The 26,269-nt window shown below is 55.7% G+C and carries 25 protein-coding genes, 1 tRNA gene and 1 pseudogene; 10 read left to right on the forward strand and 17 right to left on the reverse strand.

Going from position 1 to position 26,269, the window contains the following annotated elements; genetic code table 11:
• Nucleotides 1–3: 3 nt before the first annotated feature.
• The 6 genes from G6M89_RS09435 to G6M89_RS09460 all read right to left on the reverse strand — a co-directional run bounded on the left by G6M89_RS09435 (nt 4) and on the right by G6M89_RS09460 (nt 9,677).
• On the reverse strand, nt 4–234 hold the full coding sequence (locus G6M89_RS09435) for a hypothetical protein (RefSeq protein WP_165161547.1): 231 nt from the start codon (nt 232–234) through the stop codon (nt 4–6).
• Between the two features lie 111 nt (nt 235–345).
• A complete protein-coding gene (locus tag G6M89_RS09440) occupies nt 346–1,380 on the reverse strand; it encodes an endonuclease NucS domain-containing protein (protein WP_165161548.1) in 1,035 nt (344 codons plus the stop codon).
• Between the two features lie 38 nt (nt 1,381–1,418).
• Entirely contained in the window at nt 1,419–5,051 is a 3,633-nt protein-coding gene (locus G6M89_RS09445; RefSeq protein WP_165161549.1) for an Eco57I restriction-modification methylase domain-containing protein, read from the reverse strand.
• A gap of 113 nt (nt 5,052–5,164) precedes the next feature.
• On the reverse strand, nt 5,165–6,289 hold the full coding sequence (locus G6M89_RS09450) for a hypothetical protein (RefSeq protein ID WP_165161550.1): 1,125 nt from the start codon (nt 6,287–6,289) through the stop codon (nt 5,165–5,167).
• A gap of 1 nt (nt 6,290) precedes the next feature.
• The gene (locus tag G6M89_RS09455; RefSeq protein ID WP_165161551.1) at nt 6,291–7,388 is read right to left on the reverse strand and encodes a hypothetical protein; all 1,098 of its coding nucleotides are present in this window, start codon (nt 7,386–7,388) and stop codon (nt 6,291–6,293) included.
• A gap of 123 nt (nt 7,389–7,511) precedes the next feature.
• Entirely contained in the window at nt 7,512–9,677 is a 2,166-nt protein-coding gene (locus G6M89_RS09460) for a restriction endonuclease (protein ID WP_206335513.1), read from the reverse strand.
• 431 nt (nt 9,678–10,108) lie between these two features.
• On the opposite strand from G6M89_RS09460, the gene G6M89_RS09465 reads away from it, so the two are divergent.
• Nucleotides 10,109–10,435, forward strand: a complete 327-nt coding sequence (locus G6M89_RS09465; RefSeq protein WP_165161552.1) for a hypothetical protein — start codon at nt 10,109–10,111, stop codon at nt 10,433–10,435.
• A 29-nt stretch (nt 10,436–10,464) separates the two neighbouring features.
• Complete coding sequence (locus G6M89_RS09470; protein WP_165161553.1) at nt 10,465–10,929, forward strand: hypothetical protein; 465 nt, start codon at nt 10,465–10,467, stop codon at nt 10,927–10,929.
• 47 nt (nt 10,930–10,976) lie between these two features.
• On the opposite strand, the pseudogene G6M89_RS09475 reads toward G6M89_RS09470, so the two are convergent.
• A pseudogene (locus tag G6M89_RS09475) lies at nt 10,977–11,402 on the reverse strand (hypothetical protein); the annotation flags it as partial.
• A gap of 71 nt (nt 11,403–11,473) precedes the next feature.
• On the opposite strand from G6M89_RS09475, the gene G6M89_RS22315 reads away from it, so the two are divergent.
• On the forward strand, nt 11,474–12,019 hold the full coding sequence (locus G6M89_RS22315) for a winged helix-turn-helix domain-containing protein (RefSeq protein WP_241175286.1): 546 nt from the start codon (nt 11,474–11,476) through the stop codon (nt 12,017–12,019).
• Between the two features lie 179 nt (nt 12,020–12,198).
• The gene (locus G6M89_RS09485; RefSeq protein WP_241175287.1) at nt 12,199–12,588 is read left to right on the forward strand and encodes a hypothetical protein; all 390 of its coding nucleotides are present in this window, start codon (nt 12,199–12,201) and stop codon (nt 12,586–12,588) included.
• A gap of 298 nt (nt 12,589–12,886) precedes the next feature.
• On the opposite strand, the gene G6M89_RS09490 is transcribed toward G6M89_RS09485, so the two are convergent.
• Nucleotides 12,887–12,961, reverse strand: a tRNA-Val gene (locus G6M89_RS09490).
• A 94-nt stretch (nt 12,962–13,055) separates the two neighbouring features.
• Nucleotides 13,056–13,601: a cob(I)yrinic acid a,c-diamide adenosyltransferase gene (locus G6M89_RS09495; protein WP_165161555.1), complete on the reverse strand. Its 546-nt coding sequence runs from the start codon at nt 13,599–13,601 to the stop codon at nt 13,056–13,058.
• Nucleotides 13,602–13,721: 120 nt separating this feature from the next.
• Here G6M89_RS09495 and G6M89_RS09500 point away from each other — a divergent pair, with 120 nt between their 5' ends.
• Both G6M89_RS09500 and pstB read left to right on the forward strand, forming a co-directional pair.
• On the forward strand, nt 13,722–13,904 hold the full coding sequence (locus tag G6M89_RS09500) for a hypothetical protein (protein WP_165161556.1): 183 nt from the start codon (nt 13,722–13,724) through the stop codon (nt 13,902–13,904).
• 286 nt (nt 13,905–14,190) lie between these two features.
• Nucleotides 14,191–15,054, forward strand: coding sequence for a phosphate ABC transporter ATP-binding protein PstB (pstB, locus tag G6M89_RS09505; RefSeq protein WP_165161557.1), 864 nt, complete (start codon nt 14,191–14,193; stop codon nt 15,052–15,054).
• Between the two features lie 94 nt (nt 15,055–15,148).
• Here the strand turns inward: pstB and G6M89_RS09510 are convergent, their stop codons facing one another.
• The 4 genes from G6M89_RS09510 to G6M89_RS09525 form a co-directional block, all read right to left on the reverse strand.
• The gene (locus G6M89_RS09510; RefSeq protein WP_165161558.1) at nt 15,149–15,886 is read right to left on the reverse strand and encodes an HNH endonuclease; all 738 of its coding nucleotides are present in this window, start codon (nt 15,884–15,886) and stop codon (nt 15,149–15,151) included.
• A gap of 91 nt (nt 15,887–15,977) precedes the next feature.
• Nucleotides 15,978–16,241, reverse strand: coding sequence for a hypothetical protein (locus tag G6M89_RS09515; RefSeq protein WP_165161559.1), 264 nt, complete (start codon nt 16,239–16,241; stop codon nt 15,978–15,980).
• A gap of 43 nt (nt 16,242–16,284) precedes the next feature.
• Complete coding sequence (locus G6M89_RS09520) at nt 16,285–17,268, reverse strand: M48 family metalloprotease (RefSeq protein ID WP_206335514.1); 984 nt, start codon at nt 17,266–17,268, stop codon at nt 16,285–16,287.
• Nucleotides 17,269–17,390: 122 nt separating this feature from the next.
• Entirely contained in the window at nt 17,391–17,840 is a 450-nt protein-coding gene (locus G6M89_RS09525) for a universal stress protein (protein WP_165161560.1), read from the reverse strand.
• Nucleotides 17,841–18,008: 168 nt separating this feature from the next.
• Here G6M89_RS09525 and phoU point away from each other — a divergent pair, with 168 nt between their 5' ends.
• Complete coding sequence (phoU, locus tag G6M89_RS09530; protein ID WP_165161561.1) at nt 18,009–18,680, forward strand: phosphate signaling complex protein PhoU; 672 nt, start codon at nt 18,009–18,011, stop codon at nt 18,678–18,680.
• Between the two features lie 457 nt (nt 18,681–19,137).
• Here phoU and G6M89_RS09535 read toward each other — a convergent pair whose 3' ends face one another.
• Together G6M89_RS09535 and gfcR are read right to left on the reverse strand one after the other, a co-directional pair.
• Nucleotides 19,138–19,344, reverse strand: a complete 207-nt coding sequence (locus G6M89_RS09535; RefSeq protein WP_165161562.1) for a hypothetical protein — start codon at nt 19,342–19,344, stop codon at nt 19,138–19,140.
• A 342-nt stretch (nt 19,345–19,686) separates the two neighbouring features.
• Nucleotides 19,687–20,337: a transcriptional regulator GfcR gene (gfcR, locus tag G6M89_RS09540; RefSeq protein WP_165161563.1), complete on the reverse strand. Its 651-nt coding sequence runs from the start codon at nt 20,335–20,337 to the stop codon at nt 19,687–19,689.
• Nucleotides 20,338–20,484: 147 nt separating this feature from the next.
• On the opposite strand from gfcR, the gene G6M89_RS09545 reads away from it, so the two are divergent.
• A complete protein-coding gene (locus tag G6M89_RS09545; RefSeq protein ID WP_165161564.1) occupies nt 20,485–21,774 on the forward strand; it encodes an HAD family hydrolase in 1,290 nt (429 codons plus the stop codon).
• Nucleotides 21,775–22,038: 264 nt separating this feature from the next.
• A complete protein-coding gene (locus G6M89_RS09550) occupies nt 22,039–22,557 on the forward strand; it encodes an HAD hydrolase-like protein (protein WP_165161565.1) in 519 nt (172 codons plus the stop codon).
• Between the two features lie 35 nt (nt 22,558–22,592).
• Here G6M89_RS09550 and G6M89_RS09555 read toward each other — a convergent pair whose 3' ends face one another.
• The gene (locus G6M89_RS09555) at nt 22,593–22,829 is read right to left on the reverse strand and encodes a DUF5822 domain-containing protein (protein WP_165162092.1); all 237 of its coding nucleotides are present in this window, start codon (nt 22,827–22,829) and stop codon (nt 22,593–22,595) included.
• A 140-nt stretch (nt 22,830–22,969) separates the two neighbouring features.
• Between G6M89_RS09555 and panB the strand changes: the two genes are divergently transcribed.
• The gene (gene panB / locus G6M89_RS09560; RefSeq protein WP_165161566.1) at nt 22,970–23,782 is read left to right on the forward strand and encodes a 3-methyl-2-oxobutanoate hydroxymethyltransferase; all 813 of its coding nucleotides are present in this window, start codon (nt 22,970–22,972) and stop codon (nt 23,780–23,782) included.
• A gap of 5 nt (nt 23,783–23,787) precedes the next feature.
• Here panB and G6M89_RS09565 read toward each other — a convergent pair whose 3' ends face one another.
• Nucleotides 23,788–26,088 carry a universal stress protein gene (locus G6M89_RS09565; protein WP_165161567.1) on the reverse strand — a complete coding sequence of 767 codons (2,301 nt, stop codon included), beginning with the start codon at nt 26,086–26,088 and terminating at the stop codon, nt 23,788–23,790.
• Nucleotides 26,089–26,269: the final 181 nt, after the last annotated feature.

Genomic DNA, 26,269 nt, shown 5'->3' on the forward strand with positions numbered 1-26,269 from the left:
TTGTTATAGATCTGAAGCGGGTCGGAGGTCTCTCCATCGGAGGTGTTCGGTTGTGCCATCGTCAATCTGGACGTTAAACAGATACGAGTCGCGTGAATCCCCTGTTTCTTGGCCAGCGTCATCCTCGAATATTTCGACGATTGTACCGTGTTTTCGATGGAGTCGTTCATGATCGGGATCGTCCTTATCCGGAATATCGACTCGAATCCGATCTCCTACCTCAAATCGTCTCATTGGTTGCTCTTACTGCTACTCTACCCTGTCAGTTACGGCTAATACAGGTCAACAGGAGTTGCGTGACTCTTTCGATAACACGCCAGAGAAGACTGTTCGACACCCGTAGATCTACCAATCAATATCTCCCACTTCCGTTTTGCGTAACTCTGTAAGTGTCATGTCGTATTTTGTATGCCGCCAGTATGGGTATCCGTTTACGTTGAACTCACGGCCAGTAGTCTCTTCGAGAACCGTCTGTGCGAGTTTCGTAAATGAATACTCAGCGCCGTTTTCGAGCCACTCTACGTTATCACTTCGTCCCGTCTTCCCAGTGATTCGTCCGCGCCAGAAATCGTCATCTGGATCAAAACGATGGTCGGCATCATCAGGAACACTCCCTTCATCAAACACTACGATATCACCTTCTTCGACGATCCCTGCTTCCAGAAGGACGGTAATCGCTCGTTCAGCGCGGGTTGACGACCGGCTTTGTTGTCGCTCCTTCTCCCGACGTTTCGCCATGTACTCTTCAGCTTCTGGAATCGGAAGCATACGGCGAGAACTCACATAGACGTCCTCACCTTCCGTACGATGCGCTTCGAGTTCTACACAGGTGATGTCCATGCCGAACTCTCGTTCGAGCCAGATAACTGGCGTAGTAATTTCGGGCCCGAAGCTACCAGCTGCGAGGAGAATCCGAGGCCTATCGTCGAGTGCAAACTCAGCATAGCCGTCACCAGTTATGGATGCAACCTCGTCACCGAGAAATTCGGCAAACCGTTCCCCGACATCTTCCGGGGTGAGTTGTTCGTGATCGCCGCGTTCGTTCCAAAAGGTTCGATAATCCTGCTGGAGTTCCTCAGCGCTGATCGTGGAACAGTAACTGGCGTATTTGATCGCCTGTAGATCAGTCGTGTTGTCTGCTCTGTCTCGCTTAAGTTCGACGACGACCAGTTTCCCCTCTGGATCAAGTGCAAGCACGTCAGGCCGCTCAGTGGTCCTGTCGAACTTGGCGTACTGGGACGCGACGACGAGCAGTTCTTCTCCAAGCATAGACGGGTTCTGGATGATCCACTCCTCGATGTTTGCCTCCGCGACATCGATGGCTTCAAAGCTAGTGCGGGAAAGAGAACGAACGTCGTCACCGTCGATATGAAATACCATTACCGCAGAGTTCTCAATAAGACGTAATCAAATTACGGCTACTCACATGGCCCGATATCGGTCAATTCGTCGTACTTGTCTAGCACCATCTCGAAATACGGCTCATCCATCAACCGTGGGTTCTCAACTCGGTGGAAATCGTTGAGGACAAACTCCGTATCTTCACGATTGAGCCCATAGGCATGGAATGCAGCGGCGTCAATTTCGGCTTGTGAGCGACGACGAGCCTGCTCGTCTACAGCTGGCTTGATGCCGTTTAGCCGATCTCGCATCTCTTCGAAATCTTCACCGTAACAATTGAGGCGAGCTGCTCGTTCTGAGATGTAATGGAACCATTCAGTGCCTTTGGTGAGACGAGGAATTTGACTCTCCTCAAACTTGTACTTGACAATGTGAGTCTCAATTTTCCGCCTCATTAGGTAATCAAACGGGATGCTATTAAGCAGGCCGAGTGCTGCAAATAGCTCTCTATCAGAGAAGATTCTTTTATAGGCTGAATGAAGACTGTCCGATTGTAAATCATTTTCATCTGGTTCAATGTAGTATGGCCGAAACGATTGTAGCGTTTCTAAACATGCCGTTCCGGGAGGAATCACCGCTGCAACGAGTGTACGCTCATTCGTCGAATTTGTAACGTTCCGATATCCAATTCGATATTCCGTGAAGTCAGGGAGTAAATCACTAGGTTTTAGCCCCCTTCCCCGCTTTTCTTTCAGAAGATCATTCACAAACTGCTTCTGCGATTTGCTAGTTTCCGGTCCACCGAAGTTGTTGTAAATAGCTTTTTTGAGCCGTCCCTTGTTGAATGCCTTCTGTCGGATTCTTGCCCTAGCACTCTTATCCGGATCCTCAGATTCTATACTCCAGTATCTCGGCCCATCTAACTCTTTATCAATCTTATTATCGTGTAGATACTGGTGGATGTTCGCACCTCCATATATCGGATAATCTCCTTCATTTTCGGTTTCAACAAACCTTCCCTTATCTGTAGGTTCGTGAAGTTCCTTAGTTACTAAGTCACCCCACCAGGCGTGTTCCTCTTGATTGCCTACTGGTGGGTGATCTAAGATTTTCTTAAGCACATTTGCTTGCTTTTGAGATGTGACTGAAGGGAATATTCCGGCACCCGGAGAAAAGTTCTCAAGAACTGACCTAGGTATTTCTACAGATTCGCTGTCAATATATTTGAGTATCTCAGTATCTGTATGGCCAAAGGTTCCAATAACAGACTCTGTTCTGCCAGATGATTTGAAAGTTATTATTCCAAATTTGTACTGGCCGTGTATCTGCTCAAAAATACCTTTGTTTTCAAATCCTACAACTGATTCTAATGAATTCTCGTCAAGAAGATGTCGTCGTAGATCCTTCGCAATTGCTCCTGTGAATACAAAACCTGGTAAAATTAGGCTAACATAGCTCTCACCAGAAACGATATTAAACGTCCTTTCAAGGAAGAGAGCAGATAGATCATTTTCACTTGCGATAGTCTGGCCAGCGATTTTGGGTGTTTGTAACTGGTATTCTTGACTGTTGTTGAAAAAGTCCGCTCGCCACTCTAGATTTAGTTTATACTCTTCCCAATCATCATGCACCTCCTCACTTTCTAATAATTGTTTCTGTATCTCATCCTTCTGGTCAGCATTATATGTCCGAAATGTCTCATCATATTTTGAGAAGAAGTCATCTCGATTAGGGCTCAAAACCTCCCATGGAGGGTTTCCGATTATTATGTCAAATCCTCCGTCCCTGTATACAGGTGCAAACTCCAATACCCAATGAAAAGGGCAAAAATCTTTAATTTCATCCAAGGAGATCTCTGTTATTCCAGAGTCATAGAATTGTTCGAGTACCTTCTTATCCAATTCTTCACTATGTGACTCAATTCTTGCTTCAGCTAACTTCCGGGCATTTGTCGCCTCTTTTGCACTCGTAGAACCCTGATGACGCTCAATCGCTTCAATTACATCCTCATACATTTCCTTAACACCGGTTCCTGTGCCGCCGCCGTAGTTCGTTAACGCTGCATCGCCATCCGCATTTGCTACTTCAACGATCTCGGTGAATCCGATCAGTGAGTTCCCTTGGCGAATGTTGAAGTCGATATTTGGAAGCGGTTCAACCTCATTCGGTTCGTCCTCTATATCTGCAACCATTGAAAGCCACAGTCGAAGTTTGCAAATTTCGACAGCACCGTCGTCAATGTCTACGCCATATAGGTTGTTCAGAATAATCTCTCGCTTAGCGTAGAGCGTCTTACTCCCCTTGCGACTCTGTATATCTTGTAGTTCATCTCGCGTCCGACTCGATAATTCCCAGCTACGGCCCTCCTGCTCCAGTTCTTCAAAGAATTCCAAACACTGAAGATAAATATCGAGTAACACATCTTGAGCTGCCAGTAGGAATGCTCCGCTACCTACTGCTGGGTCAAGCACTCGTGCATCTTGAAGAATATCGAAATAGAGCGTTTCTACGTGATCAGTCTGTACGTCGGCTGTTGGCCCTTGCTGAGTGATTGTCCCTCCGTCAGCTACAACTTCATCACCAGTCGTCTTTGCATCGAGACTGCTCAATGCGAAGATGTCGTCAATCTCTTCGTAGTCGGCATCAACGGCTTCGTTTAATTGATCCAAGAGATAGGGATGAATAGAACGGCGGGCCATGAACCCGGTGATCTCTTCGGGCGTGTAGTACGCGCCCATCTCCTTCTGGTTCACTGTCTGCTCGAAGATGTGACCCAAGACCGCAGGGGAGAGATTCTTCGGATCGACGATATCCAGCCGCTCATCAACGTTCCAGTTCCACTCCGAGAGGAAGTCCAGAATCCGACCGAACAACTCGTTCGTCTCCTCGGCTGACTCACCCAGCTTAGCGTTTGGAAATTCCTCTTCGACGGGATTCGTGGTGAACAACCCACCGTTCAGATATGGTAGACTGCCGAATTCCGGATCTCGCTTCCCTTCAGCGAGAAGATCGAAGAACAGCGGATCGTAGAACTCCTCATACACATCCTCATCCTCGCCAGCGACCCGTTTGTGATGTTCGTGTAAGTACTCGGGATTCCGATCGAGGAGGCGCTTCTCCTGGATGAAGTAGAGAAAGATCATCCGATCGAGCGTAACTTGGACATATCGCTGTTTAGCGTCGCCTCGATCGTCTGGGACGCCGCTTACTTCTTGGACGAGTTCCGTCCGAAGCTTCTCGAAGTCCTCGTAGAACTCCTTGACGATTTGCTGTGTGTCGTAGAGATCTCCATAGATAGCAGCGGTAGAACCGTATTCGATTTCGTTGAGTTTCTGGAGAATGGTATTCTTCTCACCGCTATCGCTAGTGAACTGCGACTTGCTGAACGAGAGCTTCTGGTGTTTGATCTGGCCGTGTTGCTGGCCAAAGGTTCGAACTCGCGTGATGAACGTGAATTCCTCGAAATCGTTTGTCGCAACGAGATTCGTATGCCGGCGGTCGGTGTCTTCTGGTTTGAAATCCGTTGCAGATTCTCCGAGTCCAGCCCGTACAAGGACGATGAACTCGTCATCAGCAAGTTGGAGTACTAACTCGTGATCGTCACCGAGATTGGGGCGAGGTTTTAGCCCGCGTTTTTCGAAGGAGGCTGCAATATCCTGTAGAGAGTCCCAGCTGGCAACATCGGACGCGGTGATCTGCTGGAGAGTCATGGCGAATCGGAGACACTCATTGCATAAGAAATGTATGGTAACCTGACTACAATGACTACTCTCTCTGTAGACTATTTTTTGCTCCTATCCGGTAAAATACCCTCTCCCGTTAGTTACGCTGGATCTGTATCCGGTTCTTTCGAAACACCGATGCCATATTCATCAAGCTGGCGCTGCTTACCAATTTCAGCAACCACACGTTCCTCGCATTCGTCCCTCAATTCGTCCTTCATATCCTCGATTCGCCACTCAACCCATTTGTCCTCTAAGACCCTTTCAAGATCGTCTTTGGCTGTATAGTTCGAGACAATTTTAAACTCAGCACGATCATCTTCCCACTCAGACAGGAAGTTAATCCGTTTTCCAGCCTCGATCAACTCGTTAACAATCTCTGAGATCCGTTCGTCGGTATAATTCAATGCGCTGTTAGAAACGTACTCCTCTATATCCTCCCGGTCAATACACGGGTGTCGGTCTTCTACCCGGCGTGATTGCACGACAACGCGCAATCGATCAACGATGATCGATGTTGGCAAGACGTCCGCTTGTCCAAAACTCGTCGTCACCCGATCTAATTCTCCATTCAACGACGCCACATCGTGTGTATGTCTTCGATCAAGCTCTTCGAGCATCGCATCCGGGTCTTCGGCTTCGAGGTTGTCAGGAAACGATGTTGGCCTAGCTTGACGGATCCACAGGGTGTCTGAATGCGCATCCACCACCCACGTGATGAACTCCGCGCCTGTCTCGATAATCTCTTTAGCGATCTTATCACCGTGGTTGACGTACGTCACCACCACAAATTCCATGTGGGCAATCTCACTACCGAGATACTCCTCCTCAATGTACCCCTTGTGCTCCTTGGCTACCTCTTTGCGTTCCTGTAGTTGATTCACTACGGTTGAAGCACTGGCCGGAATCGATGATTTCGCTTCACCGAAAATCACGCTCCCATCGAGGTTCCAAAGTAGAAAATCGAAGTTCGGGACGCCAAGTTCCTCAAGTGGTTCAGCGGTGATGAATTTGTATCCAGCGGGTTCTCCCTGCGCGAATGGGAAGATTGAGTAACTGATGAGTTTTCGATGATGGCGCTGGACGTCAATTTCCTCACGGAGGTTTTCGCGCTTGGATTGCTCCGGGAATTCTCGAAGCTTATGATGGATGCACTTACCGTACAGTCCACGGTATTTCGTTTCTTGACCCTCCAGCACCGATTCGGGAGGATCAACGTTTGTCATATTAGGCCGCAGTCTGTGATTCGTAAAGTTTCATCTTCGCGCCACCGTCCAGCATCTGAATTACGGCTAGGTAAAACTCGACGAGAGACGGGAACGAACAGTTATGTTTTGGAACGATTCGCATCGATTCTTCGGTTGCACTAACGTTGAACAGTGATCCTCTATTCTCGTCTGTTACCTGCGCGGAGAAGTCGAGTGAGCCGGCTTGTTTCGTGACATCGGTGAAACTAAAATTCAGCTCATCACTATTTTTGGTGCCTTTGATGAAACTCTCTGCCTGCATCAACGTCACTGGGTGATCAAAATCTATCTCACCAGAACTCACCTCCGGCACTTGGATTTTCAAGTTTCCCGGCTCCACCTCCCGCTTCTCGAACTTGATCTGGTTCGCTACATCGAGCAATTCGAGCACGTTCACGACAACTTCACTCAGCAGTTCGAACAGGATGTTGAAGCTCTCTTGATTGACGGTCTCTAAAGTGAATTTGCCAGAGGTGTCAATCCTGATAGAGACGTTTTCGTGTTCGTACTGGATACGGGTTGGGACGACACCGTATTCATCGCGGAAGTCGTCAAGTCGGTCGCGGCCGTCCAATCCTTTGTATTCAATCTCACGATTGACATCTGGTCGGGTTCGAGCATCTGCCAGACTTGGGACTCGTTTTGATTTGAACTCGGAAATCCGCATATCCTCGTAAGTACTGAGGACGATCTCGTTCATCGTCTGAAAGTCCTCAGTCATAATCGGCATCGGCGACAGGCAGTCACTGTGTTCCGAGACGGGACGTAAGGCCTGTCGAATTGCTTCCTCGGTTTCAGCAGTAACAACCATCTGGAGGTCGTCCTTGTATTCTCCGACGTAGAATTTGGCGGGTTGCTCAGCACCTCTTCGGTTTCTATACTCCCCAACGAACTTCGTGATACCTCCTAGTTCTTCAATTTCGTAGTGTTCGTCGAGGTATTCTCGCCAACCGTCGTCAGAAAGATAGAGGAATGATTTGATGCGTTGACCGTGGTACCCCTCTAGGACGGACTCAGGCGAGTCAAAGATGACTCGGCAGAATTCCTTGAGATTGTATTGTCCTTCGGGTATATGCATTAGGGCACCTCACGCAGCGTTGCTTGGTTAATGTGTAACACCCGACCGTATATTAGTTCCCCATTCGATGTGAAAGTGGAAATCGGCCGATTTAGTACCGTTTCCTGTACGAATTCCCCGTAGTCAACTAAGGGCCTCTAAATGCCGCTCGTCCTCTTCCGTAAGCAATTGGACGCTGTACTCGTCTTCGAGCTGTTTGATCTGTCGGAAACACTCCGCGGCTCGTTCTTCCTCCCCGCGTTCGAGATAGTGGGTCCCCTGCTTTCGTAGCACCTTCGCAGCTCCCGACTTGCCCTCGTACCAGGGAAGCAGTTCGAAGTACCGTTTCTTGGCTTGATCGAGTTGGTCCTGCATGGCCTCAGGGTCGTCGTCTTCGAGCGCGTTCGCTAACGCCCAGTGAGCGTCTGCTAATGACTGTGCGACGTCGTTTCGTTCCGGCTCGGTCTCGGCGGTGTCGTACGCTTCGCGGAGAGACTTGATAGTCTCAATGAGGTGTTGTGGATCGTCACGTTCGTCCACATCCTCTCGCTTGGCTTCTCTTTGGTCGTTAGTTTCCTCCCAGACAATCTCGCCATCTAGGTCGATAGCGTACGACGGATCTGCGCCCGTTTCCGTACTGAACTGGATCTCCCATTCACTGCCTTCCGTTCGAAGCGTAACCTGTCTCGCCTTCTCATGGCGTAACTCGTGCTTCGTCCGTCGGTCACCGGACTCCAAGTCAAATACGTAGACGCTGTCGTCCGGTGGATACGTCGTTACGACCGCATACACGCCGTCCGGCGTAACGTCGCAGTCGGTGATGTCGGCGTTGAAGTAGTGCGTGAGGGGCTGTGTGCCGTCCGGCTCAAAGACGAGAAGTTTCGCCGAATGTTCGTCCGGGTCGAGCGCGTCGATAACGATGGTTCGTCCGGAATCGGCGACTGACGCGGTCGTCGGCTCCGCGATCGTCTCTGTAATCCGTAACCCGGTATCGTCGTAGACGAACACCCGCGCGTCGTCGGGATCGGTACCACGACCGTACGCCACAAGCCACTCGCCGTTCGGCGACCGCTCCACTTGGCACGTGTAGCGTTCCTCCTCGTAGCCAATAACGCGAGCGTGATCTCGATCGCCGGAATCTTCTCCTGATGACCGAGGTTCCGACGCTGACCCATCGACATCGGCGTTTGACTCCGACTCGTCCGATGCTTCCGTGTGCTGCTCCTCAGTACTGGACTGAGACGTATCGATCGACGACGCTTGCTCACCAGACGCTGAATCCATCTCGTCTTTGACCGGGACGGATCGACGTCGCCAGAGATAGACGAGGCCGGGAACGACAGCCACGAACCAAAGCAGCGACGCGAGAACGTAGGCCCACGTGTACTTCGGCCAGTCGGTGACGTCGCCGATCTCACGCGCATCGAGGAACATCGCCGCCGGAAGCGCGACCCACGTCGCCAGAAACAGTAGACCCCAGAGTGCCTCCGGGATCGCCACCACGCTGAAGAAGACGACGACCCAGCCGATCGTCGCCCCCATTACCACCTTATGCCAGTGCGTGGAAGGCGGACTACCCATCTGAGTCGGTTGTTGTGCCGACACATTCGACTCCGACGACGGCGCTCCTGCTTCGGACGAGGTTTCCGGTCGATCGGCCGATTGCTCCGCTGACTGCGAGGTGTCCTCCTCGGGAACGGCTTCGACGAAGTCGAGATACTCAACGACCAGGTCGAGGGCGTCGTGTTCGAGGACAAGTTGGACGAGCTCGTCTCCGTTGATGAGTTTGACGTTCAGTTGGTCGGCGAGTTCCTTCGCCTGGCGACTGTAGCCATTAGTCGTGACGAGCAACACCTTATCGACGCCGTGGTACTGATGACGCAGGCTCGCGTACTGTTGCACCTCGGGTGACCCGACGGTCGTGTTCGGACCGTATCGCTTCGCCTGGATTAGCAGCGTCTGTTCGTAAGGTGTTGCCTTTTCGGCGGTGACGTCTACACCCTTGTCCGCGGCAGCCGTCGAGACTTCCGTCTCCCACCCCATCCGTTCCCAGAGGTCGCCGATGAAGTGCTCGAAGTCGTACGCATCCATTCGTTGGAGGACGGCTTTGAGCTGCGCCGGTGATTCGATCTGACCGCCGTCAGCCGGAAAGTCCTGCGCATTTCCGACTGAATGCCGCCCTTCTTCAATTACCTTTCCTGGCTCGACCGGCTGAGAGTTGGACGTCGAATCCGAACCCGAGTCGCGCATCGATTTGCGGATTAACCGATACACTTCGCGGTAGAGGAAGTAGCGAAGGAACCGTTTCATATTGCTGTGTTGTGGACTGACACAAGTTATCGATTCCGGTGAAAACACCAAACAAACCAATAGACGTGTTCGGGTACCTCAAAAGGCGAAATGACGCTCTTCACGTTGCGGACAAGATTGGTCTGTCTATTGTAGGGGGAAGTACGATTTGTCCAGAGTTATTGCTTATCTAACTAGAGGACCCACCATCGAGTTAGTCTGGCAGCGAGATCTGAACGTCGCATCGCGTATCCTACTACAATCAACATCCTCGGTTGGTCTGCTCTACGCCACAATAGTGAATGATATCTCCAAAATCGCAAGAATACGCGCGCTCCAGCCTCCTGTGAAACAAATAGTCCAAGATTATTTTAACTAAATAAACGTCTTAGCCGGTCGATTACCCGCCTGCTACGAGGGTTTTTAAACAATGCGTCTAAGCCCGGCTTGCAATGCAACGCGTAATCAACCGAAAGGTCTACGACACGGACAGTGCGGACCGAATTGCCAAGCATGGGGCCATAGTAGACAAGGGTGACTTCCACGCCCTCGCAGAAACGCTGTACAAAGACTCGAACGGTGAGTACTTCCTGCATTGTCAAGGCGGTGCGGCTACGGAGTACGCCGAACAGACCCCAAATGGGACAACGTACGGTGAAACGTTAGAGTTGCTCACGAAAGAAGAAGCCCTCGACTGGTGCGAGAAACGCTCTGCCAGCTCAGAGACAGTCCTTGAGGAGTTTGCTGATCTCATCGAGAACGTCAACACCGCACAGTAACACCAGCCAACCAATCCCTTATACCAAAAATGCAACAAAATAACCTCGACAGCAACGAAGACGACCAGACAGCACGAAGACGGGCGTTATCAGAGCCGATCAAGGCGGTTATCGATGAGATCGAGAAGTCAGTCGATGGCATCGCTGCGATCACGCTGAGCCACCCACTGCCGAAAGAGGAGATGCACTCGATGCAGATCATCGTCCACACTGACGATCGAAGCAACCCAATGCTTGATCCGATGCAACACATGACGGTCACCGAAGCGGTGATCGACCTCAAGGATGGAGATCAGGTTGGCATCCTGTACGACATCCACATCATCACGGACGACCCTGCTGCAACGGAGACCGTTAACATAACGCCAGTGTACCGATCTGACGATGTTGAATATGCTGACCCAATCACGGTTGAAGACGGGCTTGATCGTCTCCGGTGGAAGTTGGGGAAGACAAGGGATGAAATCAAATCGACACTACAAGAGGAGGAGTAATCACCAACGCGGCGCAGAGCGGAGCATAAAAAACCCCAGGGCTTTAATTAAATCATAGTGAGGACGTGATCAATAATTTCGTCAATCTTCGAGACAGACCGATCATCCTCTTTTGCAGTCTTGAATACACTAGATATGACTGTCGGGTTCTTTGCTCCCCGAGACTGTTTGTGATATCCGTATTTGTCGCAGCCATCTCGGAGTGCCTCATCGTAGAAATCAGGTCCAAGAGAGGTTCGAATACATTCAGTTAGATTCTCTTGGAAGCAAGCGTGGCGATCATAGACTCCCGAGGGCCAGTCTTCCTCTTCAGCGTCAACAAGACGGAGTAATTGCCTATTGATGATGGCCTCTGACTCATCATCGTAGTCTGAGTCAAACATTACGTAGACAGATCCACCTAATTGTTCGAAAATTATTGCAGGCCGGCCGATTTTAGTTTTCCCATTGCAGGGAAGGACTGCAACTCCCTGAGAGCTAGCAGATAGTGCGCAATAATTTGAGGAGGAGTAGAATTATTGTGCTCAAGCGACTACTGTCGCGTATGCCGCCCGAAAATGCGTCCGGCGACGAGCCAGAATGGGTAGGGGCGTGGAAGGAGCACGCGTCGGCGTTCGATCGGGTGAAGTCGGTCACGATGACGCTTTCGGAGCCCCGACCCGCCTCTTGGATCGCTGAAGAGGCAGCCGTCTCTCCGAATACCGCGCGGGACCATCTGCGCCGACTCATCGATCTTGGTGTCGTGATGGCGACCGAGCAGGACGGGGTCCGCCACTACTATCCGGATCCGCTGTACACGCGACTCCGAGACGTCCGGAAGTTACTCGAAGACACGACAAAACGGGAACTTGCAGAGCAGGCAGTGGCGTTGAAAGAAGATATCGCGGAGTGGAAAGCCGAGTATGACGCTGACTCCCCCGACACACTCCGTGAACGAGCAGCCGTGGACGAGGTCTCTGCTGAGCTGGCATACGAACTGACGCGGGCAGCAAGCGACTGGGAACTCGCCCGGTATCGGCTCTCGCTCGTGCAGGACGCGATCAAGAACTACGACACCTGGACGTCTGACCCGTCGTCGATCACCGTATGACCGGCGACCGGGGTGTGTCGAATAACCAGTCTGACGGTGGCATCCACCGACGCGCTACTTCTGACTCCTCCCGAGGACGTGTTCGCTTCGATGGGGGCTCGGAACTGGGTCGTGATCGACATCGCATTTTGCGGGAGTTACGTGGCGAACTGGCGCGACACCCTGCCGTTTGATCCATTGTGGGGGAACCACCGGACGAGTACCGGGAATTACGGGCCACGCTCGATCCATCGTGGTTCAGGCGACCAACAGAGACCGCGTCTCTCCGGGTAACGTGGATCCCGAATCCATCACCTGGTCCCGAAGCAGCCGACCGGACGAACGATGCCTGGATGCGGAGCCCGATACAGGCGTACTACACCATCCATTACAGCGAATCGGACGGGCTCGACTGCGGATTCCTCTGTGAACCGAACCCTCACGTCGATGGATTACTCCACTATCAGGAACGCGATGACACGAACGACGCGTACACGTACGAGCCGGTCTCGTTCGGTGCACGCTCAGTGTCCGGGCTCCTGTGGCAAGTGATGGACGCACTCGCCGACCGACTTGACAACTCCGAGTGACGCACATACCGGTCCGGCTGCCGAAACGACCACGGTTCGAACGGATCGACGAGAGCGTCATCGAACCGACGTAATTCCCACAACTGCTGCACGGTTGTGAGTGAATTCCACCACTACTTATTTATGTGTAATAACCGTTCAATTACCCGGATTCCCAGAGGGAGGCGACCCGCGTGAAACAGTTGTGTGGGTTCACAAAATATCGTGACTCGAAATCGGCCGATGAAAACCACTATTCGGCTGTTAGAAGTGCTGAGGGTGCGAAAACGACGGAGTTACAAACCGTACGTAGTTCGTATGGGTTGGGGCAGATTTGAACTGCCGACTTCCTCCGTGTGAAGGAGGTATCATAACCGGACTAGATCACCAACCCGCACGAAGCAGTTGCCCTGCGTTCGACTTAAGACTTCCTTTCGCTAGCCGCAACCGTGTCCTGATCATGCGCCCCGTCTCGTCTCCATCCCGTTTCAACTGGTCTCATCGTACGTCGGCGCATCCTCGAGTTCGCCATCTCGGCTGTTGACGACGCGGGCGAACGTAAAGAGCGCATCTGAGAGGCGATTCAGGTACTGGACAGCATCTTCGTTGATCGTTTCAGCCTCGGCGAGCGCAACGGCGCGGCGTTCGGCGCGCCGACAGACCGTCCGGGCGTGGTGCAAGCGTGCGCCGGCGTCGCTTCCCGTCGGAAGGATAAACGAGGTCAGTGGCTCGAGTTCTTCGTCGAAGTCGTCGATCCACGTCTCGAGCGTGTCGATGTGGTCGGATCGAATCGCAGGATCATCCGCCTCGGGTTCGGGCGTTGCAAACTCTGCTTGGATGATGTGGAGGTGGTTTTGGACCGTCTGCAGGCAGTCGTCGATATCGTCGTATTCGGTCGGTCGAATCGTCCCGACGAGGGCGTTGAGTTCATCGACAGTTCCGTAGGCTTCGATTCGCGGGCTTGCTTTTGAGACGCGCGTCATGTCGCGGAGGTCTGTCTCCCCGTCGTCGCCGCGGCCAGTGTAAATCGACATGAACGAAGAGAGGGTCGATGCGCACTTAACTACTGGCGCGGCCTCTCGTCCCGGCGACACCGCACGGTGGTCGGCACCTGAACCAGTACGTTAAACTCACTCGACACGCAACGCCCACGTATGACGATGGAACTCGACCACGAGTGTCCCGACTGCGGGACGGAGAAGACGTTTTACCGCGCAGCGAGTACGACCCTGCACCTTGGAACCAAGGTCAAATGGAGCTGTCCCGACTGTGACTACGGCTTTACGCGGATCAACGGCGATCGCGAGAACCCAATCGACTCGAGCGTTTCGGCCTAAACCGGACTCGAGACACCGCCTGCTTCTTATCATGTCAGCATAGACACGCGCATTTTCTTCCTAGTGGGGTGGAATTTGATGGCACTCTATTTTGGTTTGCAACCGAATATAGAGGTCTATATAGTTCACAGTGGTCCGACGTAGTCATCATAGCATCTCCTTTATCGACGTATCACGGTGAAACAGATATGTTACGCGAGTGGAAACAGTCGGTATCGACTGCCGAGACGCGACGGGCGAATCCGGAACTGGTAACTGCTCGAGGGTCAAGCGTTAGATATCCCCTATGACCGCGAACAGCGGCGGACAACGAACCGTATCGACGTCCGAGGCGGGTGAGACCCGGTCGGATCCGATGACTGACGCGCCACTCGGTTCGCCACACGTTGCCGATCCGATCATTGAATCACGCGATCTTGATGTGTTCTACGGTGAGGATCAGGCCCTCCACGGCATCAACATGGAAATTCCCGAACAGCAAGTGACGGCCCTAATCGGTCCCTCCGGCTGTGGGAAATCAACGTTCCTGCGCTCGATCAACCGGATGAACGACCTGATCGATATCGCACGCGTCGATGGCGATCTTTCTTTCCGCGGGAAAAACGTCTACGACGAGGACGTCGACCCTGTCGCGCTGCGTCGAAAAATCGGGATGGTGTTCCAAAAACCAAACCCCTTCCCGAAGAGCATCTTCGACAACGTCGCCTACGGCCTGCGCGTTCAGGGCAAAGACGGTGCCGATGTCGACGTCGAAGCGGAAGTTCGAACGGCGCTCGAGCGTGCTGCCTTACTCGATGAAGTCGAGCACCAACTCGACGAGAGCGGCCTTGAGCTCTCCGGTGGGCAACAGCAGCGACTTTGTATCGCCCGTGCGATTGCACCGGACCCGGAAGTAATTCTGATGGATGAGCCTGCGAGCGCACTCGATCCCGTCGCGACCTCGAAAATCGAGGACTTGGTCGAAGAGCTCGCCGAAGAGTACACCGTCGTGATCGTCACTCACAACATGCAGCAAGCGGCCCGCATCTCTGATAAGACGGCAGTCTTCCTGACTGGGGGCCACCTCGTCGAGTTCGACGATACGAACAAAATCTTCGAGAATCCCGAGAGCGACCGCGTCGAAGATTACATTACGGGCAAGTTCGGGTAGCCGACTCACCGGTCGCTCGACATTACAGTTTTTGTTTCACTCCTCTCGCTCGTCTCTCTCACTTCTCTCACTTCCCTCCTGCTAAGCCAGAATATCACAGCAGTGTGCCGACGAGAAAGACCAACAGCACGTAGCTGATCACGCCAATCGCCAGCCAGCGGCCGCCGTCGTGATTCCAGACGAATCGAACCGGTGTATCGTCAATGACGCGTTCGCGAAGCGTTCGCGGCTTCCGTCGAATCGCTACCTGTGCAGGCGCGAACACGCTCGAGCGAACCGGCGCGTCGAGTCGCCACGCCGAGAGTTCGTGGATCCCAAAGCGGTGATTGGCAGTGAGGTCCTCCCGGCGGAGCGGTGAACGCTCGCACTCGAGCAGGAAGCCCGCACACGGTTTGCAGAGCGTGAGGTGGTCAGGGAGACTGCCACGAGTTGCACTCGAGCTAGTATCCGGAACGTTGGTCCAGGCGACGAGCTCGTTCGGCTCGCAGTCGTGCCCACAGCGACTGCAGTAGCTGTCGTCCGGACTTTGCATCCGTGCGACGGGGGCGGGTGCCTCAGGTTTGGGAAAGAGCGGCGCGTCGTCGCGGACGTCGTCAAACGACTTGTTTGTCTGGTGGATGACACCGTGGCAGGGCCGACAGAGCGTCAACAGGTTCGACAACTCGTCCGGGCCACCCTGTCCGCGCGGGATGATGTGGTGAGCCTGCAGCGTGCGGTCGTCGGCCCCACAGCGGGTACAGGCGTAGCCATCGCGACGGAGCGTCTGTCGGCGAAGCTCTTCCCAGCCCTCGCCGTAGCCGCGTTGGTCCGCCTCGCCGTCACCGGTGCCCATTCACTCATCCCTGTGCGAGCAGCGCTCAAAATACCATCGGCGCGCCTGCCTAGAGGCGGAAGAAACGTCAGAACCGGCCAGAACCGCTGTCTCAGCGCACTCGAGTAAAGAGATACTCAGCACCCACAAACACGAGCATGACGAGACAGCCGAACACCCATGCGTATCCGGCTGAGACGCCCGCGGCGGAGGCGACGCCTGCGATGATGACTGCGCTGGCGACGATGACCCACGACAGTTCCCGCGGATCTTCGGTCCTCCGGAACCGACCGACAAGCCGCTCGCTCCAGGCGTGCGAGTCGGAACTCGTGTGGCTCGTCGCTGACTCACTCGTCGGCGAGTCTGGGGAGTTCATGGGTGGTTTGACACTCCACGGTTAAAAATAGCCATCGGAAACGCTACTCCTGCCGCCGTTCCGCAGCAGACAGCCACTCGAGGCGCTCTGGCGTCGGCGGATGCGTCCGAAACAGTTTGTAGAGGCGTCGTCGGAGCCACCAGTAGGATGGCTCTTGTTGGCCTTCGGGGCCAAGCATGATCTTCTCGGGTTCGTCAGGCTCGAGCGAGAGGATCGACAGCGAGGAGACGGCCGCTGCGTCCCGGAGGTCTCGCGTTGGGGTCGCCGTAATCTCATCATCGAGGCGCTCGAGGGCGCTTGCGAGTGCGGCTGGGGAGCCGGTGACGTTGACGGCGGCGCGATCTGCGGCGCGTTCGCGCTCTCGAGAGAGCTGTGCCGTGATGCAGCGGCCGAGAAACGAGACGACCAGCGAGAGAAGCCCGAGCGGGACGGTCAGAATCGAGAGAAACGCAGCGTTCTTGTCGTCGTTGTCGTTGATTCGTTCGAATCGCGAGACTAGGCCGTCGGCGAGCACCACAGGGGCCGAGACCGCGGTCATCACCATTGCATCGCGATTGGCGACGTGGGCGAGTTCATGGGCCACGACCGCCTCGAGTTCGGCCGTCGTCTCGAGTGACTCGAGTGCGCCGCTCGAGATGACGAGATGGATGTTCGACGGGCGAAAGCCGACCGCCATCGCTTCGGGCGTGTCTCGGTCGGCAATTGCGATGGTCGGCTTTGGAACGTCGAGTTGTGCCGCGACTCGAGTCGTGAGCTGCTCGAGTTCTGGTTCTGAGTCGGGGCCGATTGGACGAGCGCCAGCCAGCGCTTCAATCGTGTCTTGTTGTCGGTACTCAACGTAACCGAGTACGCCCAACAAGATGATAGTCCAGATGGTTGCTGGCCACGTCGCCGGCGTAAACCCAAAGAGTGTGAACAACCCGAAGAGGAACGCCCAGACGCCGACGAGGAAGACGGTGACAATGATAAGGAGGGCAGTGATCGCAGTTGCCATCCGAAATCGAAGACCGAGTGTTGTGGCGGGCATCTATCGTGACGACTGATTGGCGTATGGACTCTTGATACTACCGGACAGTATCGTTGCCCTGTAGGACGGGGAGTCCAACTCAATCGATTATCGGCCTTGTCACGCGGTCGCAGAGCGCAGACTCAGGCCGCATCGACCGAGCCATCCGGCCGTACTGTGACAACCGGCACCGGAGCCGTCTGGACGACTTCGTTCGTCACGCTGCCGATGAGTCGGCGCTCGAGGCCGCTGCGGCCGGCGGTCCCGATGACAACCATGTCGGCGTCGATCTCGCCCGCGTAGGTGGCGATTTCGTCGGCTGGTTTTCCGACGCGAACGACCGGTTCGGCCGGGATTCCAGCGTCTTCGGCCAGTTCGACAAGCTCTGTCGCCCAGCCAGCCGCCAGCTCCGTGACATCGTCTTTCGTTTTTGGGGGTGGACCGCCCACTGAGGAAATCTGTGTGAGATTCAGGTCGCCAACGGCGAGTGCGTGAATCGTCGCATCCATTTTTGCCGCGATATTGAATCCGACTTCAGCTGCATTCTCAGCGTATTCGCTTCCGTCCGTCGGGATAATCATCGCATTTCCCATTGTTTGTGTTCTACTCGAGTGATTATGAAGACACTCGTATAGTCGTTGCTGCTGGTGCAGTTTTTCGTACGTACCCGACGCGAGTGGGCCAGTGCTCGTCTCCACGGCGTGTTTCGCCGAGCTACAGCGAGCACAAGCTATATTGCCACCCGGAAAGGTCGGTGGACTATGGCTCGGAAATCCTACCAAGAGAAACTCGAGGAACTCCGAGAGGATATCCTCTACATGAGCGAGGTCGTGATGGAACGACTTCGCATGGGGCTCGATGCACTCGAGCAGAAAGACGAAGCGCTCGCTGAACAGGTGATTAAGGGCGACGGCGAAATCAATCGGATGTATCTCGACCTCGAGCAAGACTGTATTGACCTGCTCGCGCTGCAACAGCCTGTTGCCAGTGATCTGCGATTTATCGCTGCGTCGTTCAAAATCATCACCGATCTCGAACGAATCGGCGACCTCGCAGTCAATCTCGGCGAGTATACGTTTGAGTCCGAACAGGACCTGTTCCCCGACGTCGACGTCCAAGCGATGGGCGAGATGACTCTCGAGATGGTCGAGACGGCGATGATCGCTTACGACACGGAAAATACCGACAGCTGTCGCGCGCTGGCCAGTCGCGACGACGACCTCGATCAGTTCGCCGAGCGTGCAAGCGGCATCGTCGTCCGGGACCTGATCGAACGCGAACTCGAGGAACCTGAGGAAGTCGAGCGACTCTTACAGGACGTGTCCCGACTCCTGCTGACGATTCGTGATCTCGAGCGTGTCGGCGATCATGCGGTCAACATCGCGGCACGGACGCTGTATATGGTCGAAAACGACGACGAACTCATCTACTGAGTTCTCTCTGGTCCTGTGTTAGGTCGAAATAGTCGCTGCCACATCGGCACAGACGACACTGATCCGTGTGGCTACGATTCCTCAGTCTCGTCCTGCTGGCAATTGGAGCCGTTCGTTGTCGAGTTGTGATCGGTCGTGGCACAACTCGATGTAGCGCCGGAGAACACGGAATGGGTGTGCTGCCAGCAAACAGTCTGTGCAGTCTCTGATCGACTCAGTCCTGTTTCGGACAGGTATCACGACTTGCGTCGGTCACGGAGCGGCATAGTCATATCCCTCGTGCGTTTTGTTGTGTTTGCGATACTGCGACACCACGCTGTGTCAAACCCTCGAGATGTGACGTATGGCCCGGGAAGCGCCAAAAATCGATCGGCGAACAAACCGCGCGCACTCGAGTGTACCAGCCTCTGTCGTGACAGTGACTGTCCCTCGAGGCGCAGGTAGCGGGTCCCCCGATCTAGAGGTCGTCGTCCTCGTCCTCGTCTTCATCGGGGTCCTCTTCTTCATCGACCGGATCCTCCTCTTCCTCCTCTGCGGGGTCATCCCCATCATCGACTGGGTCTTCCTCTTCACCAGGCCCTTCGTCGCCACAGCCAGCAAGTGCGGCCGCGCCAACAGCGCCACTCAGTGCAATCAGTCGTCGTCGACTTAGTCGATCAGTCATGTATCACCAGAAGGGACACGCGGGTCATCAAGAGAATGCGTGTCCTAGGACCCATTGTGCCGACTGACACTCAGACCAAGCAACTCTTACGCGGTCTGACTGCTAGCCCTCGAACAGATACGCCAACACACAGGAAACGGGGTCGAAATCCACGGCCGTGAGACGGCTCTGTGGACTGTTTCAGACGCGAAAATTGGAGTTACCCTCGCTGTGGAATGGCCGAGCACTGGAACGCGACGAAACAGTCTCGAGTCAGTGACGTTATTTAAGTACCATGTCGCCTGGCGCTCGAGACGACAGCGGGCGTCTTTGGAGGCGTTAAAACAGAGACAGGATGGAGTCTCAGTCGTCTTTGCCGACGCTGATAACCTGGAACAGCGAGTAGACGGGGACGCCGTTGATCTCTTCGACGCCTTGTTTGTCTGCAAGGACAACGCAGGCAAGTGGCTCGCCACCCTCTGCGCGGATCGCCTCAATCGTCTCACGCATCGTGGTTCCGCTCGTGATCGTATCGTCGACGACGTAGCACTCGCGGTCACGAATCGTCGCAAAGTTCCGTGAGAACGTGCCACCCAGATCCTCGATATCGCCTTCTTCCCACTGGTGTTTCGCAGGCGTGTACGACGCCATATCGCTCTCGAGTTCGCGGGCGATGAGCGTCGCGATTGGACCACCGGCTTTCTCGATGCCGACTGTGAGGTCGACGTCTTCACCGTGTTTGGCGAGCAGGTCGGCCATCGCCGTTGCAATGTGGCCGAGTCGCTTGCTGTCTCGGCCGATGGCCGACCAGTCAACGTGGATGTCCTGTGGCCCGCCACTTGAGGTGGCGTCGGTCGCGCCATTGCCCGATGGTTGTGTCGTCGTTCCGCTGCGTTCGACGAGCCAGCTCGCCGTCTCACGGGAGACGTTCAGTTCGTCTGCAATCTCGCCCTTCGAAAGCCCGCGGTCTGCGAGTTCCGCCGCGCTCTCGATGAGGTCGTCGACGTTTTTCATAGGCGACGCTTCGAGCGCCGTTTTTATAGTCGTGTCGTCGTCGGCTAAGTGTTCGCACACAGACGACATCCGTCCCGCCTCGAGACGGCGCACATCCCTCGGAGAGAACTGCAAACGATTATCCCGCTGCCTCCGACAGGTGGTATCATGGAGCGATACGATCTCATCTACCGGCTCTACGACGAGTACGACACGAAGACGCTACGCGAGTATCAGGAGTTCGTCGACGTCTTCCCGGCCGTCGACTCGCGTGTCGCCCTCGATCACTGGCAAGAAGCAACCGAAGAACTCGAGGCGCGAAAAGACGAGATTCGCTCAGACTTTGCGGCTGGTGAGACCTTTGCAGAGGTCGCCTCGTGGGCCGACCGCGATCAGGCTTTTACCGCGCTCGATCTCGAGGCCAAGTACGGTCGGGCGGTGAACGTGCTTGTCCTCGATGTTGACGAGACGCTGCGCTCGGCCGGTGGAACGGACAACGAAATTCCCCGTGAGACGCTGCACGTCCTAACGGAGTTTCACGAGGCTGGCGTTCCAATCGTCATCTGTACAGGCCAGACCTTAGAGAACGTCAAGGGGTTCGCGATTCAGGGATTGGGCAGCGAAATTGTGCATTCGGGCGACCTCTCAATCGTCTACGAGGCCGGCACTGGCGTCTTCACGCCGGGCCACGGCGCAGAGACGAAGCAGTTGCTCTATGAGGACTTAGACGAGGAGATTCGGACGGTTTTCGACGACGTTCGCTCCCGGATACTCCCAGAAGCGCCCGAGACGCTCCGCCGGGGTTGTCACCTACAGGGGAATGAGTTCAACGTCACGATGAAACCCAACTACGAGACCGGGTCGTCGGACGCTCGCGACGTCATCGACGAGGCGCTGGTGTATCTCATCGACCTGCTCGCCGACGCCGTCAGCGCAGCCCTCGAGTTGGACGGTGAGGCTGATGACGACAGCGACGACGGGAACTCCGAAATCAGCGACGAAACTATCATTGACTGGACCCGTGCGTTCTACGCCGCACAGGACCCCGAAATCCGCGCCGTCCTCGAGAGTGAGGGGGTCTATCCTGACCGGGACGCTGACGACGTCCCAGCCCAGATCGCAGACACACTCGAGCGCATCGACGTGGCCTACTACGAGGCTGATGCCGCCGAAATCGGTAGCCTCGAGTTGAACAAGGTCGTCGGCGTTGAACGCGCACTCGACGTGCTGGGCATCGACGATCCGTTCGCACTCGTGATGGGCGACTCGAAAAGCGACCTGCGCGTAATGCGCTGGGTTGCAGACACCGATGCGGGCATTTCAGCTGCCCCCGAACACGCCTCGAGAGATACTTTAGAGCACGTCCTCGAGACGGATGACCTCGTCTTCGATCAGGGGCAGAGTGTGGACGTGTTGCGGACAGTGTACGCGCTTAATCGTCTGGCACGACTCAACTGATCACCACGGGCGCCAGGAAGGGGCTTGGTGTCGTGTGTCCAAACTGATGTACTTCGCTGACAATCACGCCATCCAGTCACGTTCGTCGCGTGCATGCTCATGACTACCTATCGCTTGTCGACACGATGACCAACAGGACCAACGGGCTCCGTGAGATCATGATCCGGATCGAGTCCCAGTTCGACCACGGACGAGCCGTCGCTGGGGCGTCCATCAGCGCGAGCAGTACATATATTCTCCCGCCGGCCCTACAGTCTCGTAGCCGTGAGCACATACGACGCCGTCGTCTACGATCTCGATGGAACGTTGGTCGACCTCGACGTGAACTGGGGAGCCGTCGCAACCGACGTTTCCGCTGTCTACGAGGATGCCGGGAAAACGCCCCCGGGCGACGGACTCTGGGGAATGCTTGAGGCCGCACCCGAGGTCGGCCTCGAGGCAGCCGTCGAGTCTGCGATTGCAACCCACGAACGCGAGGGTGCACGCACCGCGCCACGACTCGCACACGCCGATGAACTACTCGATCGGACGGTTCCCGTCGCCATCTGCTCACTCAACTGCGAGGCCGCGTGTCGGATCGCACTCGAGGAACACGAGTTAGCAACAGCTGTCGACTGTGTCGTTGGCCGGGATACTGTCGCGACGCAGAAACCGGACCCGGAGCCGCTGTTGACGGCTGTTCGCGCGCTCGAGGCGGAGCCGGCGGAGACGGTGTTCGTCGGCGATTCGCCGCGAGATGAACTGACAGCCGAGCGAGCGGGGACGGCCTTCGAGTACGTGTAGTGGCGGTCCACGCCTGCACTGGTGGGTGGAACAGACTACTTGTCTTGGTGACGTTTCGCGTACGCGAACACTGACAGTGCGACGACGATCCAGACAACGGCACCGACGCGGATGGCAAACTCTGCTCGAGAGGCCCACGTGGGCAGATCAACGTTGATTGAGAGCACTGCGACGAGCGGCGCGCCCACGAGAATCGTGAGGACGAACGTCGTCTGCATGACCCAGCCGTAGTCGACGCCGTCGGGCGTACTCGTTTCGACGGGTTCTGGCACGTTCGACACTCCCGAGGGAGCCATCTTAAGCCTCGCGGGTTCTCTGTTCGGTGTTCAGCGGTGTGTCTCTCACCCAAAAGTCCTTGCTACAGACACACACAGAACGATGCTGTTTACTCGGCGGACGTAAATCTGTGCGTATGCCTACCGTTCGCGACCTCAGGGAACAGGCGGGCGAGGAACCGATCACGATGTTGACGGCCTACGACGCCCCGACAGCCACGGTCGTCGATGAGGCCGGCGTCGACGCGATTCTCGTCGGCGACAGCGTCGGCAACGCCTCGCTCGGCTACGAGACGACACTGCCGGTCACCGTCGACGACATGGCTCGCCACGTCGGCGCTGTCTCGAGAGCCACGGATGACGCCCTCGTCGTCGCTGACATGCCGTTTCTCTCCATCGGCGTCGACGAGAAGACGAGTCTCGAGAATGCCGGTCGGATGCTCAAAGACGAAGGCGCTCACGCAGTCAAACTCGAGAGCGGCCCACACACGGTCGAGTTGACCGAGAAGATGGTCCAGCTTGGGATTCCAGTAATGGCACATCTCGGCTTGACGCCTCAACACGTCAACCAATACGGCGGCTACCCGCGACAGGGAACCGATACGGAAGCCGCAGAGCGCATTCTCGAACTTGCACAGGCCCACGACGAGGCGGGCGCGTTTGCGCTCGTTCTCGAGCACGTGCCCTCGAACCTCGCGGCGCAGGTCACCGAGGCCGTGGAGATGGCGACGATTGGCATTGGGGCCGGGCCGGACTGTGATGGGCAGGTGCTCGTTGTCGACGACGCGATTGGGCTAAGCGAGTGGTCACCATCCTTCGCAAAACAGTTCGGCAACGTCCGCGAGGAGATGGAAGCAGCAGTCGACGGCTACGTCGACGCAGTCGAATCCGGCGAGTTTCCGGCAGAGGAACACAGCCACGAGGAAGCCGACCTCGACGAACTCTATTGAGTCACTCAGTCGAACAGGAGCCGATCGAGGATCGGCCGCAGGAACGACCCACGTCGCGTCTGTTTCGAGTGAACCAGCAAGACGGGCTGTTCAATTGCCGCCGCGAGGCGATCCGAGCGCTGTTCGATGAGGAGATCCGGGAGTCGACGGTGCGTGACGGTACTCACTATCACCAGATCCGAGGACTCGAGTTCTCTTGAGAGCCCAGAGACGCCTTCATCAGTTCGCACAATCGTTGACTCGACGGGGACCGTACAGAGGTCGTCCAGTTCGTCGTGGTAGTCTGCAATCGTCTCGGCTAGTTCCTCGGGTGCACTCTCATCGACGGCAAAGAGGAACCGAATGCGTGCGCCGAGGATGTCGGCCATCGCATTGGCGAGTTCGACCTTCAGCGGGTCGTTGAACGGACTGCGGTCGGTGACGACCGCGATTTCGTTGACGTCGACGCGCTGTTCGTGCTGGACGAAGACCACGTCACACGGGGCGTGTTCCATGATCCAGTCTGTATCGCGACCGAACAACGTTCCAAGGCGGCTGGTCGCCTCCTGACGAGCGAGAATCAGATCAGCACCCGAGCGCTCGGCGAAGTTCACGACCGCGTGGCGCGTGTCGTGGCTGACGATCTCACCGACTTCGACGGGCACCTCGAGGTCACGCACGAGTTCGTCGGTCCGCTGTTCGAACTCCACATCGGCTTCGGAGAGCTCCGCTGCGGCGGTATCCAATGGCACCTGGTCAGGGACCTCATCGAAGCGCACCACGCGGATGTGGCCGCCTCGTTGTTTGACGATCGGCGCGGCCATATTGATCAGCGCGTCTTCCTGCTCGCGCGTGACGTCCTGGCGAATCGGAATCAGAATCTCGAACTCGTCGGCACGTTCGAGTTGAGCTTCTGTATCTTGGACGAACTGGCGACCGGCTTCGCGGCGGGCGAGGCCCTTGGCGACGCCCTCGCGGTCGACCTTGTCCGCGGCGTAGTACTTGAACCAGAGGAAGCCAAGAATCACGATTGCAATGGAGCCGAGGATCTCGCGGGCTTCCATCTGCGTGATGATGAAGATCCCCGAGACGATGCCGAACAACTGTACCCACGGATAGCCTGGCGTGTGGAAGTCGGGATTGTACCACTCGAGGTCGCGCTCGCGGAACGCAATGAGCGCGCCACAGACGAGGATGTAGACGAGAATCTGGAATGCACCGGCCATCTTCGCAATCTCGTCGACGTTCTGCGTGGCGACGATGAAGATGATCGCCGCACCAGTCGTCAGGATGGCGACCGTCGGCGTGTTGAATCGTGGGTGAATGTACTCGAAGCGCTCGAGAAAGAGCTTGTCTCGACTGAGCGCGAGTGGGTATCTCGAGGCGGTCAGGATACCGGCGTTTGCGGTACTGACGAGTGCGAGGACGGCCGCGATGATGATCCCGACAACGGCAAAGAATCCAACCTCAAACCCACCGAGGACAGCGTTTCCGAACAGCAACTCTGTTGCTTCTGCCATCGGTTCGTTGGAATCTGCTAAGTCTTCAGCCTCCATCACGCCGACGAGGACGAACACGAGGAGCGCATAGAGAAACGCCGTGACACCGAGCGAGATAGCAAGACCAAGCGGGAGGTTGCGCCCTGGATTTTCAATCTCTTCTGCGACCGCGGCGACTTTCGTCACTCCGGCATAGGAGACGAGCACGAGTGCGGTCGCCCCGAGAATGCCGTCGATTCCCTCATCGAAGAAGCCGTCGTAGTTCGCGCCGTCGACCTGCACGATTGTCGCGGCGACAAACACGCCCAGAATAATGAGCATGATGACGACCATGATCGACTGGATGCCGCCGGTCTGTTTGACGCCGATGAGGTTGATTCCGATGAAAATGAGCGCAAATGTGATCCCAAGCGCGCGAACGCCGGGGATCGGCAATGACGCCTCGAGGAGTGGAACTGCGAGTTCCCACGTCGGGAGCGAGTAGATGAAATCGATGTAGAACATGCCGCCATACAGCGCGAGCGATCCCTTCAGCATCAACATGAGCCAGGTCCCAAGCCCAGCAATCGTCCCGAACGAAGGGCCAAGCCCTCGCTCGATGAAGACGTAATCACCGCCCGCTTCCGGCATCGCCGTCCCCAGTTCCGCGATGGAAAGCGCCGCCGGAACGACCAGAATCGCTGCAATCACGAACGCGAGGATTACGGCCGGTCCGGCCTCCGCCATCGCGACACCGGGCAAAATGAAAATGCCGCTGCCGATCATCGCGCCCATACTGATCGCGATGACGGCACCCAACCCGAGGTCACGCTCGAGGTCCTTTGTCATTGCACACGACTTTCGAACGGAAGGTAAGAAGTCTTCCCATTTCGAAACTGAGTGTGTCTTTTGCCGGTACTGAATTGAAATCCAAAATAAAATCGCGGCTTTTTCAGGTCATTTGGCCACATCGAATAGGCAAGATCTACCTGTGGGCACCCACAGCAATCGACACGTCGCCAGTGAGGTA

Source organism: Natronolimnobius sp. AArcel1 (assembly GCF_011043775.1).
Classification (GTDB): domain Archaea; phylum Halobacteriota; class Halobacteria; order Halobacteriales; family Natrialbaceae; genus Natronolimnobius.

What these genes read in the sequence shown, in the direction of transcription:
- G6M89_RS09525 (WP_165161560.1), bottom strand. Translation starts at nt 17,840, where the DNA reads ATGGGAAATGCGATGATTATCCCGACGGACGGAAGCGAATACGCTGAG.
- G6M89_RS09545 (WP_165161564.1), top strand. Translation starts at nt 20,485, where the DNA reads ATGGAGCGATACGATCTCATCTACCGGCTCTACGACGAGTACGACACG.
- G6M89_RS09450 (WP_165161550.1), bottom strand. Translation starts at nt 6,289, where the DNA reads ATGACAAACGTTGATCCTCCCGAATCGGTGCTGGAGGGTCAAGAAACG.
- G6M89_RS09535 (WP_165161562.1), bottom strand. Translation starts at nt 19,344, where the DNA reads ATGACTGATCGACTAAGTCGACGACGACTGATTGCACTGAGTGGCGCT.
- G6M89_RS09465 (WP_165161552.1), top strand. Translation starts at nt 10,109, where the DNA reads ATGCAACGCGTAATCAACCGAAAGGTCTACGACACGGACAGTGCGGAC.
- G6M89_RS09455 (WP_165161551.1), bottom strand. Translation starts at nt 7,388, where the DNA reads ATGCATATACCCGAAGGACAATACAATCTCAAGGAATTCTGCCGAGTC.
- G6M89_RS09440 (WP_165161548.1), bottom strand. Translation starts at nt 1,380, where the DNA reads ATGGTATTTCATATCGACGGTGACGACGTTCGTTCTCTTTCCCGCACT.
- G6M89_RS09445 (WP_165161549.1), bottom strand. Translation starts at nt 5,051, where the DNA reads ATGACTCTCCAGCAGATCACCGCGTCCGATGTTGCCAGCTGGGACTCT.
- G6M89_RS09510 (WP_165161558.1), bottom strand. Translation starts at nt 15,886, where the DNA reads ATGGGCACCGGTGACGGCGAGGCGGACCAACGCGGCTACGGCGAGGGC.
- panB (WP_165161566.1), top strand. Translation starts at nt 22,970, where the DNA reads ATGCCTACCGTTCGCGACCTCAGGGAACAGGCGGGCGAGGAACCGATC.
- gfcR (WP_165161563.1), bottom strand. Translation starts at nt 20,337, where the DNA reads ATGAAAAACGTCGACGACCTCATCGAGAGCGCGGCGGAACTCGCAGAC.
- G6M89_RS09435 (WP_165161547.1), bottom strand. Translation starts at nt 234, where the DNA reads ATGAGACGATTTGAGGTAGGAGATCGGATTCGAGTCGATATTCCGGAT.
- G6M89_RS09515 (WP_165161559.1), bottom strand. Translation starts at nt 16,241, where the DNA reads ATGAACTCCCCAGACTCGCCGACGAGTGAGTCAGCGACGAGCCACACG.
- G6M89_RS09495 (WP_165161555.1), bottom strand. Translation starts at nt 13,601, where the DNA reads ATGTCGATTTACACTGGCCGCGGCGACGACGGGGAGACAGACCTCCGC.
- G6M89_RS09565 (WP_165161567.1), bottom strand. Translation starts at nt 26,088, where the DNA reads ATGACAAAGGACCTCGAGCGTGACCTCGGGTTGGGTGCCGTCATCGCG.
- G6M89_RS09520 (WP_206335514.1), bottom strand. Translation starts at nt 17,268, where the DNA reads ATGCCCGCCACAACACTCGGTCTTCGATTTCGGATGGCAACTGCGATC.
- phoU (WP_165161561.1), top strand. Translation starts at nt 18,009, where the DNA reads ATGGCTCGGAAATCCTACCAAGAGAAACTCGAGGAACTCCGAGAGGAT.
- G6M89_RS09470 (WP_165161553.1), top strand. Translation starts at nt 10,465, where the DNA reads ATGCAACAAAATAACCTCGACAGCAACGAAGACGACCAGACAGCACGA.
- G6M89_RS09500 (WP_165161556.1), top strand. Translation starts at nt 13,722, where the DNA reads ATGACGATGGAACTCGACCACGAGTGTCCCGACTGCGGGACGGAGAAG.
- G6M89_RS09460 (WP_206335513.1), bottom strand. Translation starts at nt 9,677, where the DNA reads ATGAAACGGTTCCTTCGCTACTTCCTCTACCGCGAAGTGTATCGGTTA.
- G6M89_RS22315 (WP_241175286.1), top strand. Translation starts at nt 11,474, where the DNA reads ATGCCGCCCGAAAATGCGTCCGGCGACGAGCCAGAATGGGTAGGGGCG.
- pstB (WP_165161557.1), top strand. Translation starts at nt 14,191, where the DNA reads ATGACCGCGAACAGCGGCGGACAACGAACCGTATCGACGTCCGAGGCG.